We start from the raw sequence: 14,119 nt of genomic DNA on the forward strand, positions 1-14,119 counted from the left end.
CAAATGAGTCTTAATAAAGGAATTATTAGTCTTGGGGAAGCGCTGATCGATTTTATCCCTCTAGATATGGAAAATACAACGTATCAAAAAAGTCCAGGTGGTGCGCCTGCAAATGTCTCTGTAGGGTTGTCACGTCTTGGAGCAAAATCTACGTTTCTAGGCAAAGTCGGCGATGACGTACTAGGACGTTTTCTTAGAGACACATTACGCGATTATGGTGTAGATGTCTCAACGATGATTTTGACTGAAGCTGAGCGAACGGGTGTTGTATTCGTTACGAATGCTGAGGATGGTGAGCGAAGTTTTGACTTCTACATAAACCCAAGTGCAGATCGCTTTCTACATGCAGAGGAAATTGTAGCTGAGGTGTTTGATCAGCATCGGGTTCTTCACTTCGGTTCGATTTCGATGATCAGTGAACCGTCGAGAAGTGCAACAAGGAAAGCAGTTGAGATCGCAAAAGAAAAAGGTCTCCTCATTTCGTATGATCCAAACCTTCGTCTTGGTCTTTGGGAAAGTGAAGAACGTGCGAAAGAAATTATCGTGTCGATGCTTTCTGAAGCGGATATCTTAAAGTTATCTGATGAAGAGCTGACGTTCATAACCGGAGAAGATGATATTGAGGCTGGGATCAAAAAGCTCTCACACTATCAGATTCCAGTGGTATTCATTACGAGGGGTGGAGAAGGAAGTCTTGTTTTCACACCTGATTATTCCCTGCAGGTTCCGGCGATGAAGGTAGAGGCAGTAGATACAACAGGCGCAGGAGATGCATTCGTATCTGGAATCTTATACTGCTTTAATGAGTATGAAGGTGATCTTTCAAGCTTACCGAAAGAAGAACTTAGGAAGATGACGCAGTTCGCAAGTGTATCAGGTGCCCTTGCAGCATCAACCAAAGGGGCTATGACAGCTCTGCCTACGCTATCTGAGGTTCAAGAGCTTTTAAAGACTGGAGTTTAACCATCTCGCTTTGCGAGGTGGTTTTTTTACGGGTTGAGTGAGCTAGCTTGTGAGAGAATGGTACGGTACAATCGTAGTGGATGACTTAACGGAGGTGCTAATGAAATGAACAAAGACTTTTTACTAGAACTACTTGCAACGCCGTCTCCTTCTGGAGCGGAAATGGAGATCCAGCATAAATGGATGAATTATGTAAGTGAGTTTGCTGATGAAATGCGTACAGATCATGCAGGAAATGTTATCGGCATTTTAAATCCTGAGGCAGAGTTTAAGGTGTTGCTTGCCGGCCATTCCGATGAAATAGGCTTTATGGTTAAAAAGATTGATGATAAGGGCTTTATTCGCGTTGAAAAGCTAGGTGGTATCAGTCATAAGCCAGCGATCGGGATGAAGGTTACGATCTTTGGAACGCATGGAAAATTGAACGGTGTGTTTGGGGTTAACGCAGAACATCATGGTGGCGCTAAAGGCGAATTTACGTTCGATGATCTGTATATCGATTGTGGAGCAACTTCTAAAGAAGAAGTAGAGAAATATATTGAAATTGGTGATTTAGCTGTATATAAAAGGGATGTTGAGTTCCTTCTAAACGATCGAATCAGTGGTAGAGGACTCGATAACCGAACAGGTTCTTTCATCGTTGCTGAAGTATTGAAGGAAGTAGCGAAGCGAAATCCGAAGGTCGGTGTTTATGCAGTAAGTACCGTTAACGAAGAAACCAATATGGGTGGGGCTTATTTCGCTGGAGCAGGAATCAAACCAACGATGGCGATCGCATGCGATGTAACGTTCGCATCTGATTATCCTGGTATCGATTCAAGTAAACACACAGATGTAAAGATTGGTGGAGGACCAGTTATCGCGAAAGGTGCGCCGATTAATATTAAGATTAATCAGATGTTACTTGACGCTGCAAAGAAATTAGATATGAAAGTACAATATGAGCTAACTCCTAGAATGACGGGTACAGATGCGGATAAGCTGCGTTTAACTGGAGAAGGCGTTCCGGTTTCCCTGTTGTCTCTTCCTCTTCGGTACATGCATGCTCCTGTGGAAACTGTGAGCTTGAAAGACATGGAAGAAGAAATCGCTCTACTTGTTGAAATGATTGCAACGTTAACGGGAGAAGAAAGTGTCAATCCTTTAACGAAATAATATTGACAATTTTGTGAAAATAGTGCTAAGCTAACAGAGTGAAAAAATTCGAAAGGGAGTGTGTGTGATGGAGCATGTTAAAAGAATGGCCTTATTAATTTCATGTGAAAGAGACGCACATTGCCCAGGTGTAATGATTTAATTGCTACAAGGGGTGAGAAGCGTCTTAGACGTGCGCCCTATTTAATGTCTAACGTATATCAGGCATAACCGCGTGCGGTTATGCCTTTTTTTGTTGGGCAATTTTATCGTCATTCACTTGGGTGGTATTGCTGAAAGGATTGGGGGGGAATGGAATGTTCGCAATTTTAGGGAAGTTAAGCTGGTTTTTTAAACAGCATTGGAAGCGATATACAATCGCAATATTTTTACTTGTGTTCGCGGGGATACTTGAAATGATCCCACCGAAATTAATCGGTATGGCGATCGATGAAATTAATATCGGAACGTTAACTTGGGATCGGTTACAAAATTACCTGCTCACCTATGGAGCATTGTTGATCGCAGTGTATTTTATTACGTACATTTGGATGTATCAGTTATTTGGTGGGGCGTTTTTAGTTGAGAGAATGTTACGTTCAAGGTACATGAAGCACTTATTGAAAATGACTTCGACATTTTATGAGAGAAATAGAACTGGTGATCTTATGGCGCGAGCTACGAACGACCTCAAAGCAGTCTCGATGACGGCAGGCTTCGGTATCTTAACACTGGTAGACTCAACCGCATTTATGATAATCGTTCTTGCGACGATGAGCATACTCATCAGCTGGAAATTAACGTTAGCAGCTATCATCCCTCTACCTCTCATGGCGCTTGCTATGAACAAGTATGGAAAAATCATACACAGACGATTCACCGCTGCACAGGATTCGTTTGGAGAGATGAACGACCAGGTATTAGAATCGATCGCAGGTGTTCGCGTTACAAGGGCTTATGTTCAAGAACGTGCGGATCAAAATAAGTTTCGCCGTTTAACAGAAGACGTATTTAAGAAAAATATCGATGTAGCAAAAATCGATGTATTATTTGAACCTACGATCAAAGTACTCGTTGGAATCAGTTATTTGATCGGTCTTGGGTATGGGGCATACCTTGTCTTTCATAATGAGTTAACGCTTGGTGAGCTTGTCTCGTTTAACGTTTATTTAGGAATGCTCATATGGCCGATGATTGCAGTAGGCGAGCTCATCAATGTCATGCAAAGAGGAAATGCATCGTTAGATCGTGTGAATAAGATCTTAACCTATGAAGAGGACGTAAAAGAACACAAATCACCTAAGACTCTTAAAAGTCCAGGTGAGATCACATTTGAGCATGTGACGTTCACTTATCCTTCTTCTGAAGTAAAGAACCTTGAAAATGTATCGTTTACTCTATCAAAGGGTGAAACACTTGGGATTGTAGGCCGTACCGGAAGCGGGAAGACGACACTTCTGAAGCAATTGTTAAGAGAGTACCCTCCTGGCGAGGGAGAAGTAAAGATTTCAGGAATCCCCATTCAAGACCTTTCGCAAGAAGCACTTCAAGGGTGGATCGGCTATGTTCCACAAGAACAAATCCTTTTTTCTAGAACGGTAAGAGAAAACATACTTTTTGGAAGAAGCGATGGTACGGAGCATGATGTGAACCGTGTCCTAAGATTAGCTGACATTCAAAAGGACATTACGACCTTTCCTTCAGGACTCGATACGCTTGTTGGCGAAAAAGGGGTCGCTTTGTCAGGAGGACAAAAGCAGCGTGTTTCCATTGCAAGAGCATTAATGATTGACCCTGAAATATTGATCTTAGATGATGCGATGTCAGCGGTGGATGGTAAAACAGAAGCACAGATCATCTCCAATATTCGAAACGAACGAGCGGGGAAAACGACGCTCATCGCAACACATCGGTTATCAGGTGTTCAGCATGCAGATAAGATCATCGTACTTGATAATGGAAAAGTGTCTGAACTTGGCACTCATCACGAGTTGATCCAACACAACGGTTGGTATAAAGAACAGTTTGACAGACAGCAGCTTGAAGATAATTTGAAGGAGGTGCTGTAAGTGAATCGACACGTTGGGAAACGCTTAGTTCAGTATGCACTCCGCTTTAAGAAGACGATCCTCATCGCGCTTCTACTGCTTACTGTTGCTGTAGCCGCTGAGCTATCTGGACCGCTGATTGCAAAACGGATGATCGACAAACACATCCTTGGGATTGAGAACCCATGGTTTGAAACTGACCAAGGAGAAGAAGCGGTTAAGTATAAAGGGGAATGGTATAAGCGAAGTGATCATTTCTCAAGCGGTGAAGAAAAAGGAAAAGAAGTTAGAATTCTTCAAGTAGGAAGAGATTATTATTTTGTTGATGAGCCTATTCCATTCGATGGAGAGAGGACTGTTGAAGACGGGGCCATCATGATTTCAAAGGACAGTTATACGGTTACCTTGGAAGCAGAGAAGCTTACGAATAATGAACTTCTCAGCTTTTACAAGCCGGAGTTTGAGCCGCTTATTTGGTTGATTGTTCTTTACTTCGGATTGCTGATATTCGCATCGTTCTTTGAATATGGGCAAGGGCTGTTGTTACAGACATCTGCTAACAGAATCATTCAGAATATGCGTACAGATGTCTATGCTCAAATTCAAAGGCTTCATATTAACTATTTTGATAACCTCCCGGCTGGGAAAGTTGTATCGAGAATCACGAATGATACTGAAGCGATCCGTGAGCTTTATGTCACTGTACTCGCTACGTTTTTCACTAGTATCATTTATATGACAGGTATCTTTGTTGCTTTATTCTTTTTAGATGTGAAACTGGCGTTCATCACCTTAGCAATTGTACCGATTTTAGTTATTTGGGTGATCGTCTATCGCCGTTTTGCTTCTAAATATAACAAGGTCATTCGTACTCGAATCAGTGATATCAATGGGATGATAAACGAATCGATTCAAGGCATATCGATCATTCGAGCATTTAAACGAAGCTCGCAAACTGAAAAAGAATTTGAAACGCTTAATGAAAGTCACTTTACTTATCAGAACAAGCTTTTGAACTTAAATTCACTCATGTCTTACAATCTGGTAAACATCTTGAGAAATATTACGTTCGTTGCCCTCATCTGGTATTTTGGAGGTGCATCATTGACCGCTGCTTCAGTCGTTAGCCTAGGCGTGCTCTATGCATTTGTCGATTACTTGAATAGACTATTCCAGCCTGTTACAAACATGGTGAACCAATTGGCGAACCTTGAACAAGCGCTCGTTGCGGCAGATCGTGTATTTGAACTCCTCGATGAAAAAGGGGAAGATGTTGCAGACGGAGAGCTTAAACCATATGAAGGAAATGTTGCTTTTAACAATGTATCGTTTGCATACAAAGAAGAGGAGTATGTTCTTAAGGACCTATCCTTCACTGCCAAAAAAGGTGAAACCGTTGCGCTGGTGGGCCATACTGGTTCAGGAAAGAGTTCGATCATGAACCTTCTATTCCGGTTCTATGACAATCAAAAAGGCACGATCACAATCGATGGTAAAGACATTCAATCGATACCAAAGCAACATTTAAGACAGCATATGGCGATTGTATTGCAAGATCCTTTTCTATTCACTGGCACAATCGCATCAAATGTGAGCTTAGATGATCCTTCGATCTCAAGAGAGAAGGTAGAAAAAGCATTGAACGATGTTGGAGCAGAGGAATTATTGAAAACTCTACCGAAAGGCTACGATGAGCCTGTCATTGAAAAAGGTAGTACGCTTTCTTCAGGACAACGTCAATTGATTTCATTTGCTCGTGCACTAGCATTTGATCCAGCCGTTCTCATCCTGGATGAAGCGACATCTAACGTAGATACTGAAACAGAAATCGTGATACAAAATGCATTGGATACGCTGAAGAAAGGGCGTACCACATTCATTATCGCTCATAGACTTTCGACGATTCGAGAAGCCGATCAGATCCTTGTTCTCCACCAAGGGGAGATTGCTGAAAGAGGAAGTCATGAAGAGCTAATGCAAAAACAAGGTAGGTATTACCAAATGTATCAGCTCCAACAAGGAAAAACGATTGAGCGGGCAGTATAAACGAAGCCGGGTCCCTACTTACGGGACCCGGCTTTCTATACATAGAATCTACCTAGAAGATGGGCGAAACCCGGCTGCTTTTGCATCTTCCTCCGAGCAAAACATTTCTTCTGCTTTTGTTATATCGTAATAAGCGCCATCTTCAACATGGTAAATCTTCTCACCTTTAGAATTAATGTTTCCTTTGATTTTACACTCTTCATTAGGTTGCCCCGAAGGAGCTTCTCCTTGAAAGCCGTCCTCAAGCACATAGTCTTCAATGCTCCAAATCCCGACTCCTTCTTTTTGGGCAGTTCTTTGAAGGGATTGGAAATCTTCCAAGTACTTCACATTAGGCTGATAAATATAGGCGACTCTAGCCAGTCCTTTTTCTAGTAGCATTTCATTAAACATCTTTTCATCGATCCATACATAAGCGAGTAAGCGTCCGTACTTATCTCTTTCTGAGATTCCTATTTCTAAGTCGATTTCTTCACCTTCGAGCGTTTCTTCTGCGAAAGAAGAAGCTTCTGGTCCGAAGGGTTGAACGGGTTTTGAAGGATGTTTCGTTTCGGGCGTGTCTACAAGTAAGAGTCGAACAGTTTCAGCCTTGCCATCAAGTGATACTTTAATCGTGTCACCATCAACGACTTTCGTTACTTCTGCGGAGATTGTCTTCGGGTTTTGTCCTGTTTCAGTTGCACAAGCACTCATAAAAAAGAGTAATATCAACAGGAATGTAATATTTTTCACGTAAAACTCCCTTTGGTTCTTGATTTAAAAATACCTGCATAAACTAAATGGGGGTGATGCGGATGGGTCACGTGTGCCTTTACTGTGAGAAAGAATTACTCTTTCCTTGGGAAAGAAGAAGAATCGTGTGTGACGGATGTCATTATGCTATTTCGGATAGTTATCATGAAGATTATCGTACGATTAGTAAAAGAAACACTGAACAAAAATCCCGTTAGACTCAGCGGGATTTTTTTGTTGGTTTAATACCTTTTAACAGCTAACGTACAGCGGGAGATACAAATTAGATCATCCTGCTCATCCACAATCTTGATTTCCCAAACCATCGTTCTTCTTCCGATATGTACTGGTTCTGCAATCGCAGTGACAATACCATCTTTCTTGCTTTTTAAGTGATTTGCATTGATTTCCATACCAAAAGCGGCTTCGTTTTCTCCGTTTAGATGTAAGGATCCTCCGATGCTTGCTGCAGATTCAGCAAGTGCAACCGAAGCGCCGCCATGAAGAAAACCAAGCGGCTGATGAGTATTGGGTCCAACAGGCATTTGAAGAACGACTTTTTCACGGGTCAACGTAACAGCTTCTATTCCGAGCGCTTCTAATAACGTGTTTTTAAATTCCATGTCATCTCCTCCTTTTACTACTTATCAGTATACAATACTATTGCAATAAAAAAGACAAAAGCCCTTCGGGGCTTTTGCCTAAATGATCGTTGCTAGAAACAATCCGATTGCCATAAGTAGGCCGAATTGGGTATGCATTTGTGCAGTGGCCTTCATTGCAGGCATCATCTGGATCGCTTCCGTTTTGCCATCAAAAAGCTTAATCGCTTTAAACGCCTTCGGAAGGCTGAGTAACACTAATAATAACCATAGTGAAGCGTCGATCGTGATGATCATGACCACAATCCAAAGGAAAGAAAAGATAAACATCCATTCCAATGATAGGACAGCTTTCTCATGGCCTAATAATATCGCTAATGTTTTTCTCCCTTTTTCTTTATCTCCTATCCGATCCCGGATGTTGTTAGCCATTAAGATTCCACCAACAAGCACGGAGATAGGCAGTGATAGTAATACGCTATCGAGTGTAATGACTTCAGCTTGAACATAAAAAGAAAGAAGTACTAAGATAAGTCCCATAAACAGTCCGGCTGCTATCTCACCGAACGGTGTATAGGCGATCGGGTATGGACCACCTGTATAATAATAACCTGCAGCCATACATACAACTCCGATGACTGCGATCCACCATGTTGTTAGTATACAAATATAGACCCCTAGAACGATTGCAATTCCAAAAAAGATAAAAGCAAGTTTTAGTACTGTTTCAGCGCGAACGCCATCTCGAACGATTGCTCCACCGATACCAACACTTCCAGCATGATCGAGACCGCGTTTGAAATCGTAGTATTCATTAAACATATTCGTTGCGGACTGAATCAAAATAGAAGCAACCATCATTGCCATGAATAATCCAAAATGAAACGGGTTATCTTGAACGGCTAGCATTGTGCCGATAATAACTGGAACGAAGGCAGCTGTTAATGTGTGTGGACGAAGCAAACGCCACCACACCTGCCAAGTTGGTTTCGAAGGCGAGTCTTTACCCAGCTTATTTGTGCTGTTTGTTAAACGCTCTTCCATAATAATGTGTCTCTCCCTCAATCTGTAACTTCAATAAAATGACCCCTATAACCATTATAGTGTAAAAAAACGGATAAGGGGTGTCAATGTTTAGTTGAGGTATGAATAAAAAATGATCACCATTGCGCTAGCAAGGTGATCCAGTAAATTCTAATAATACGGGTAAGGATATGGTCTGAAGAACGCGATTCTTCCTAACCCAACCCCTACTAGTCCTCCGAGCAATCCACCAGCAAATGCTCCAAAAAAATACATTCCGGGTCCTCCAGGTTGCTCTGGTCCGCAACAGTTATCTCGCAATGGACGGATATAAACGAATTCATCATCTACTTCTTCAATGTGGCCACGATGTAGTTCGCCATCGTGACAACGAATTTCGACACATTGTCCGACGTGTTGACGACAAACTCCGTGATAATAATGCCTGGACAAATTAGACCCTCCTTTGTTGACTTTTTATAGACGCTGTGAAATGTCTACATTAACTATCCTATGCTCGTTATTTTTTTTGCTAAGGGCATTAGCGGAGTATCGATATGATTTTTTTCTTGTAGGATAGGGAAACTAATAATAGAATATTCGAATGGTAAAAACCGCTTCGTTGACAGTTTTAGTGGGACAGGTGTATCCTTTAATTAACTGTGGCCGAGGCTGACTCGGTCTGCTTTTGCATGGAAAGAAAGTTGGGGGGAGAAGTCAGTGTCTATCATACAGCATCAAGAACTATATAGCCTGCTTCATCAAGGTGTAAGTGAGGCGAACAAACGGGGAACGTCTGTACTTGTTAGCCAGGTGCTACAAGTAGGTGCTGTCGATCCCCTCTCCTTTTATGCAGCTGGTTCGTCTTTATATAATAACGATCGAACGTTTTGGGCAGACCCTGAAAATGATACAACGATCGTAGGGCTCGGAACGTTAAAAGCCTTTCAAGCTAATGAGGAACGATTCCAAACGATTGAACGTGATTGGAAGAAATTCTTGGAGCACTCTTTAATAGAAGGCGCACCTTCGAGGCCAGGAGTTGGTCCTGTATTACTCGGTGGGTTTTCATTTGATCCTGATGCAGCAAATACTGAGAATTGGTCGGGATTCCCTGAAGGCGGAATGGTCATTCCAAAGCTGATGTTAACAAAAGCTGGAGACGATCTATGGCTAACGCTGAATGCGGTTGTAGATGAGAGTGATCAAGCCGATGAGCTATCTGATCAGCTTCTTCATCACTATAATCGAATTTTGGATATGATGCCTTCCGAACAGGGTGATTCAACTACAAACTTCACTGTTGAAGAAATCGAACCAGAGCAATGGAAAAACACGGTACGCAGTGCTGCAGCGAATATAAGAGATGGCAAGTTAGAAAAAGTAGTACTTGCGAGAGAAATAAAGCTTCGTTCAGAAGAGCCATTCTCTTCTTCTAAAACGCTGCTTAAGCTGAAAGAACAACAAAGCGATAGTTACTTGTTCGCTTTTAATTACAATGATAAATGCTTTATCGGTGCATCACCTGAACGCCTCGTTAAGCGAGATGGACAGCAAGTCTATTCAGCATGTCTTGCTGGTTCGATCGACAGAGGAGATACAGATAGTGAAGATAAGGAACTTGGAAACGAATTATTGCATGATAATAAAAATCGAATCGAACATGATCTTGTAGTCCGAATGATTCGTACAGCAATGGAAGAAGAATGTGAGTTTGTACAAGTACCGTCTACTCCGGAGCTATACAAAACGCCTCACATTCAACATCTATTCACACCAGTCGTTGCACGGGCTCGTAAAGGGACAAGCTTATTACGAATGTTAGAACGCCTACATCCAACCCCTGCTCTTGGAGGATATCCACAGCATCAGGCAGTTAAGGAAATACGACGAGTAGAAGGTATGGATCGAGGCTGGTATGCTGGTCCGGTTGGCTGGATCGATTATCAAGATAATGGTGAGTTTGCTGTCGCTATCCGTTCTGGTTTATTAAAAGGACGGGATGCATCGTTGTTCGCAGGATGTGGAATTGTCGGAGACTCAGACCCACATAGTGAATATGAAGAAACAAAGATGAAGTTTAAACCGATGTTAGCAGCGCTTGGAGGCAGCCAATATGAATGATCAACGCATCCTTTCAAAGTATGTAGGAGCATTTGTTGATGAACTTTCTCGTTCCGGGATTAATGATGTTGTCATTAGTCCTGGTTCGCGCTCTACACCATTAGCTATGGTTATAGCAAATCATCCTACGATCACTTCTTGGGTTCATGTAGATGAACGGTCAGCAGGCTTCTTTGCGCTGGGTATTGCAAAAGCCCAAAAGAAGCCTGTTGCACTTTTGTGCTCTTCTGGTACAGCAGGTGCGAATTACTATCCTGCAGTCATTGAAGCAGCTCAATCAAAAATACCACTGCTCATCTTAACGGCAGATCGACCTCCTGAGTTAAGAGATAATGGTGCACCACAGGCGATCGACCAAAATCAACTGTTTGGCAGTTTTCCAAAATGGTATATGGAAGCGTCGATGCCAGATGCTTCTCAATCTTTAATTCGATACATAAGAACAGTGGCTTCACGAGCTTCGGCGATTTCTTTACAAGCTCCATCGGGCCCAGTTCACTTGAATTTTCCTTTCAGAGATCCACTCGTTCCTGATTTATCAGATGAAACGATCTATCAAGAAGGAAGAGCTAACGACGAGCCATGGGTGACTGTTCCAGGAAATAGTATAAAGATTAATGATCTTGAGATTTCTTCTTATGTTGAGATGTTGATGAAGAAGAAAGGATTGATCGTAGTCGGCCCACAAGAAGATAAGGGACTCTCAGATGCGGTTCGAAAGCTTTCGGAAGCAACTGGCTTTCCTATTTTTGCAGATCCTTTATCTAACTGTCGAGATATGAATAATCCTATGGTGATCGAAAGTTACGATGCACTATTAAAAGGTGAAAGTAAAACACTGAAGCCTGAAGTGGTCATTCGTTTCGGAGCGATGCCCATCTCAAAAGCATATATGCAGTACATCGATAAATTAGAGGACGTGCATCAGATCGTGGTCGATGAAGCGGGGTGGAGAGACCCAACCCTTAACAGTTCGCACATGGTCGTTGCGTCACCTTTCTCATTCTGTCAGCAGCTTCTTGAAAATCTTGATAAAGATTCGAAGCGCGTAGACTATGAGTGGAGTGAACTTTGGCAAACGATCAATAAGAAAGCAACCGATGTTCTTCTTGCTGACCAGAGTGAAATGTTTGAAGGGCACGTCTTTAAAGAACTCGCCAATCTCTTATCAGAAGAATCCTTGCTTTTCGTTGGAAACAGTATGCCGATAAGAGATCTCGATAATTTCTTCTTACCAAAGCATGGTTCTCCTACCATAATGGGTAATAGAGGTGCGAATGGAATAGACGGCGTGGTTTCGACAGCGCTAGGCGCGAGCGTTTCATTCGATTCTTCGGTATTGATAATAGGAGATTTATCTTTTTATCATGATATGAACGGCTTGTTATTAGGAAAGCTATATGGTTTGAATTTAACAATCATCGTAATGAATAACGATGGCGGGGGCATCTTTTCATTTCTCCCACAGGCAGAGAAAGAACATGAAAAGCATTTTGAACGTCTATTCGGAACGCCAATAGGTCTCGACTATCGACATGCAGCTGCTTTATATGGAGCTACATTTGAACGAGCATCTTCGTGGGAAGAATTTAATGAATTGTTTCATGCTTCTAAGAATCATAAAGGATTAAATATTATCGAAATACCTACTGATCGAAATCTTAACAAGGTATTGCATAGAGACGTGTTTTCGAAGGTTTCAGAAACAACAAGTGCAGTGTTAAAGGAGTTTAAGCTATGATGATTTCTACCCATGGCTTACAATTTCATGTTGATGACAGGGGGAAAGGGGAAGCGATCGTGTTCCTACATGGATTTACTGGTGCGGTCGATAACTGGACTCCCTTCACTAAAGACTGGTCTGACCGATATCGCTGTATAGCAATCGATCTCATCGGACATGGTAAAAGCAGCAAGCCAGAGGACCCTGCTTATTATTCGATGGAAGCTATGTCACAGTATTTGAAAGATATCTTAGATCAGTTGAACGTAGAAAATGCTAATGTAATCGGTTACTCTATGGGTGGTAGACTTGCTCTTTCTTTTGCAGCGCATCATCCTTCATATGTGAAGAGCCTCATTCTTGAAAGCAGTTCCCCTGGGCTAGAAACGATTGAAGAGCGAGAAAAAAGAATTTTGAAAGACGGTGCGCTTGCGAAACGTATTGCGGAAGATGGCGTGGAAAGCTTCGTTACTTTTTGGGAGGAAGTCCCATTGTTCAGAACGCAAAAACGTCTACCACAATCTCTACAAAGGGAGCTTAGGAAGCAGCGTCTTACTAACTCAACAACAGGACTAGTAAATAGTTTAAAGGGTATGGGGACAGGTGCGCAGCCTTCCAATTGGGATAAGTTAAAAGCCATTTCGATTCCAACTTTACTACTAGTTGGTGAATACGATAAAAAATTTGTATCGATCGCAAATCGCATGAACGAAAGGCTTCCTAATGGTCAAATTGAGGAGATTATTGACGCAGGACATACAATTCATTTAGAACAACCGCAAATCTTTGATAAAATGGTAATAGGTTTTCTAGGAAAACTAAAAGTAAGACAAAATTAATCTACATATGAAAGGAGTATTTCATCTTGATTGAATGGACTACTGAAAGAGAATACGACGATATTCTTTACGAAACACATGATGGGATTGCGAAGATTACAATTAACCGACCAGAGGTACGAAACGCATTTCGTCCAAAAACCGTTAATGAATTGATCGATGCTTTTGCATATGCAAGAGATGATTCCAATATCGGAGTCATCGTTCTAGCAGGTGCTGGAGATAAGGCGTTCTGTTCTGGTGGAGACCAAAGTGTAAGAGGACACGGTGGGTATGTTGGAGACGACGAAATCCCTCGTTTGAACGTTCTAGATTTGCAAAGACTGATCCGTGTTATTCCAAAGCCAGTTATCGCAATGGTATCAGGATATGCAATCGGTGGCGGTCATGTATTACACGTTGTATGTGACCTTACGATAGCTGCTGATAATGCTATTTTCGGTCAAACAGGTCCTAAAGTAGGAAGCTTTGATGCTGGTTATGGTGCTGGTTACTTGGCACGTATCGTTGGTCATAAGAAAGCTCGTGAAATCTGGTACCTATGCCGCCAGTACAATGCAGAAGAAGCAAAAGAGATGGGACTAGTTAACACTGTCGTGCCTCTAGAGCAATTAGAAGCGGAAACAGTACAGTGGGCACAAGAAATGCTTGAAAAGTCACCAACAGCACTTCGTTTCTTAAAAGCATCATTGAATGCTGATACCGACGGTCTAGCTGGTCTACAGCAAATGGGCGGAGATGCAACGCTATTGTATTACACGACTGATGAAGCGAAAGAAGGTCGTGATTCATTTAAGGAAAAGCGCAAGCCGGACTTCAAACAGTTCCCTCGCTTTCCATAAAAAGTACTCGACAGCTTGATGGGTTTCCATCAAGCTGTTTTTA

At 42.0% G+C, this 14,119-nt stretch carries 12 protein-coding genes; 8 read left to right on the forward strand and 4 right to left on the reverse strand.

Annotated elements, in window-relative coordinates; all coding sequences use genetic code 11:
- Positions 1-3: 3 nt before the first annotated feature.
- The 4 genes from ACXADT_RS08565 to ACXADT_RS08580 all read left to right on the forward strand — a co-directional run bounded on the left by ACXADT_RS08565 (position 4) and on the right by ACXADT_RS08580 (position 6,191).
- Entirely contained in the window at positions 4-963 is a 960-nt protein-coding gene (locus ACXADT_RS08565) for an aminoimidazole riboside kinase (RefSeq protein ID WP_270179688.1), read from the forward strand.
- Positions 964-1,068: 105 nt separating this feature from the next.
- Positions 1,069-2,118, forward strand: coding sequence for a M20/M25/M40 family metallo-hydrolase (locus ACXADT_RS08570; RefSeq protein ID WP_474834264.1), 1,050 nt, complete (start codon positions 1,069-1,071; stop codon positions 2,116-2,118).
- A gap of 296 nt (positions 2,119-2,414) precedes the next feature.
- Positions 2,415-4,166 carry an ABC transporter ATP-binding protein gene (locus ACXADT_RS08575; protein WP_474834266.1) on the forward strand — a complete coding sequence of 584 codons (1,752 nt, stop codon included), beginning with the start codon at positions 2,415-2,417 and terminating at the stop codon, positions 4,164-4,166.
- Positions 4,167-6,191 carry an ABC transporter ATP-binding protein gene (locus ACXADT_RS08580; protein ID WP_474834268.1) on the forward strand — a complete coding sequence of 675 codons (2,025 nt, stop codon included), beginning with the start codon at positions 4,167-4,169 and terminating at the stop codon, positions 6,189-6,191.
- Between the two features lie 48 nt (positions 6,192-6,239).
- Here ACXADT_RS08580 and ACXADT_RS08585 read toward each other — a convergent pair whose 3' ends face one another.
- The 4 genes from ACXADT_RS08585 to ACXADT_RS08600 form a co-directional block, all read right to left on the reverse strand.
- Positions 6,240-6,923 carry a thermonuclease family protein gene (locus ACXADT_RS08585; protein WP_474834270.1) on the reverse strand — a complete coding sequence of 228 codons (684 nt, stop codon included), beginning with the start codon at positions 6,921-6,923 and terminating at the stop codon, positions 6,240-6,242.
- Between the two features lie 242 nt (positions 6,924-7,165).
- Positions 7,166-7,546, reverse strand: a complete 381-nt coding sequence (locus tag ACXADT_RS08590) for a hotdog fold thioesterase (RefSeq protein WP_474810798.1) — start codon at positions 7,544-7,546, stop codon at positions 7,166-7,168.
- A gap of 78 nt (positions 7,547-7,624) precedes the next feature.
- A complete protein-coding gene (locus tag ACXADT_RS08595) occupies positions 7,625-8,569 on the reverse strand; it encodes a 1,4-dihydroxy-2-naphthoate polyprenyltransferase (RefSeq protein WP_270179682.1) in 945 nt (314 codons plus the stop codon).
- 150 nt (positions 8,570-8,719) lie between these two features.
- Complete coding sequence (locus tag ACXADT_RS08600; protein ID WP_270179681.1) at positions 8,720-9,001, reverse strand: hypothetical protein; 282 nt, start codon at positions 8,999-9,001, stop codon at positions 8,720-8,722.
- Positions 9,002-9,268: 267 nt separating this feature from the next.
- On the opposite strand from ACXADT_RS08600, the gene ACXADT_RS08605 reads away from it, so the two are divergent.
- Genes ACXADT_RS08605 through menB form a run of 4 tightly spaced genes read left to right on the forward strand, consistent with a single transcriptional unit; the run spans position 9,269 to position 14,076 of the window.
- Positions 9,269-10,672, forward strand: coding sequence for an isochorismate synthase (locus tag ACXADT_RS08605; protein WP_474834272.1), 1,404 nt, complete (start codon positions 9,269-9,271; stop codon positions 10,670-10,672).
- Positions 10,665-12,413 carry a 2-succinyl-5-enolpyruvyl-6-hydroxy-3-cyclohexene-1-carboxylic-acid synthase gene (menD, locus tag ACXADT_RS08610; RefSeq protein ID WP_474834274.1) on the forward strand — a complete coding sequence of 583 codons (1,749 nt, stop codon included), beginning with the start codon at positions 10,665-10,667 and terminating at the stop codon, positions 12,411-12,413. Before ACXADT_RS08605 ends, menD begins: the two co-directional genes overlap by 8 nt.
- Entirely contained in the window at positions 12,410-13,234 is an 825-nt protein-coding gene (gene menH, locus ACXADT_RS08615; protein WP_474834276.1) for a 2-succinyl-6-hydroxy-2,4-cyclohexadiene-1-carboxylate synthase, read from the forward strand. Before menD ends, menH begins: the two co-directional genes overlap by 4 nt.
- A gap of 26 nt (positions 13,235-13,260) precedes the next feature.
- The gene (menB, locus tag ACXADT_RS08620) at positions 13,261-14,076 is read left to right on the forward strand and encodes a 1,4-dihydroxy-2-naphthoyl-CoA synthase (protein WP_270179677.1); all 816 of its coding nucleotides are present in this window, start codon (positions 13,261-13,263) and stop codon (positions 14,074-14,076) included.
- The last annotated feature ends 43 nt before the right edge of the window (positions 14,077-14,119 follow it).

The organism is Anaerobacillus sp. ABR4_321, from assembly GCF_056158505.1.

What these genes read in the sequence shown, in the direction of transcription:
- menH (WP_474834276.1), top strand. Translation starts at nt 12,410, where the DNA reads ATGATGATTTCTACCCATGGCTTACAATTTCATGTTGATGACAGGGGG.
- ACXADT_RS08595 (WP_270179682.1), bottom strand. Translation starts at nt 8,569, where the DNA reads ATGGAAGAGCGTTTAACAAACAGCACAAATAAGCTGGGTAAAGACTCG.
- ACXADT_RS08565 (WP_270179688.1), top strand. Translation starts at nt 4, where the DNA reads ATGAGTCTTAATAAAGGAATTATTAGTCTTGGGGAAGCGCTGATCGAT.
- menD (WP_474834274.1), top strand. Translation starts at nt 10,665, where the DNA reads ATGAATGATCAACGCATCCTTTCAAAGTATGTAGGAGCATTTGTTGAT.
- ACXADT_RS08575 (WP_474834266.1), top strand. Translation starts at nt 2,415, where the DNA reads ATGTTCGCAATTTTAGGGAAGTTAAGCTGGTTTTTTAAACAGCATTGG.
- ACXADT_RS08590 (WP_474810798.1), bottom strand. Translation starts at nt 7,546, where the DNA reads ATGGAATTTAAAAACACGTTATTAGAAGCGCTCGGAATAGAAGCTGTT.
- ACXADT_RS08570 (WP_474834264.1), top strand. Translation starts at nt 1,069, where the DNA reads ATGAACAAAGACTTTTTACTAGAACTACTTGCAACGCCGTCTCCTTCT.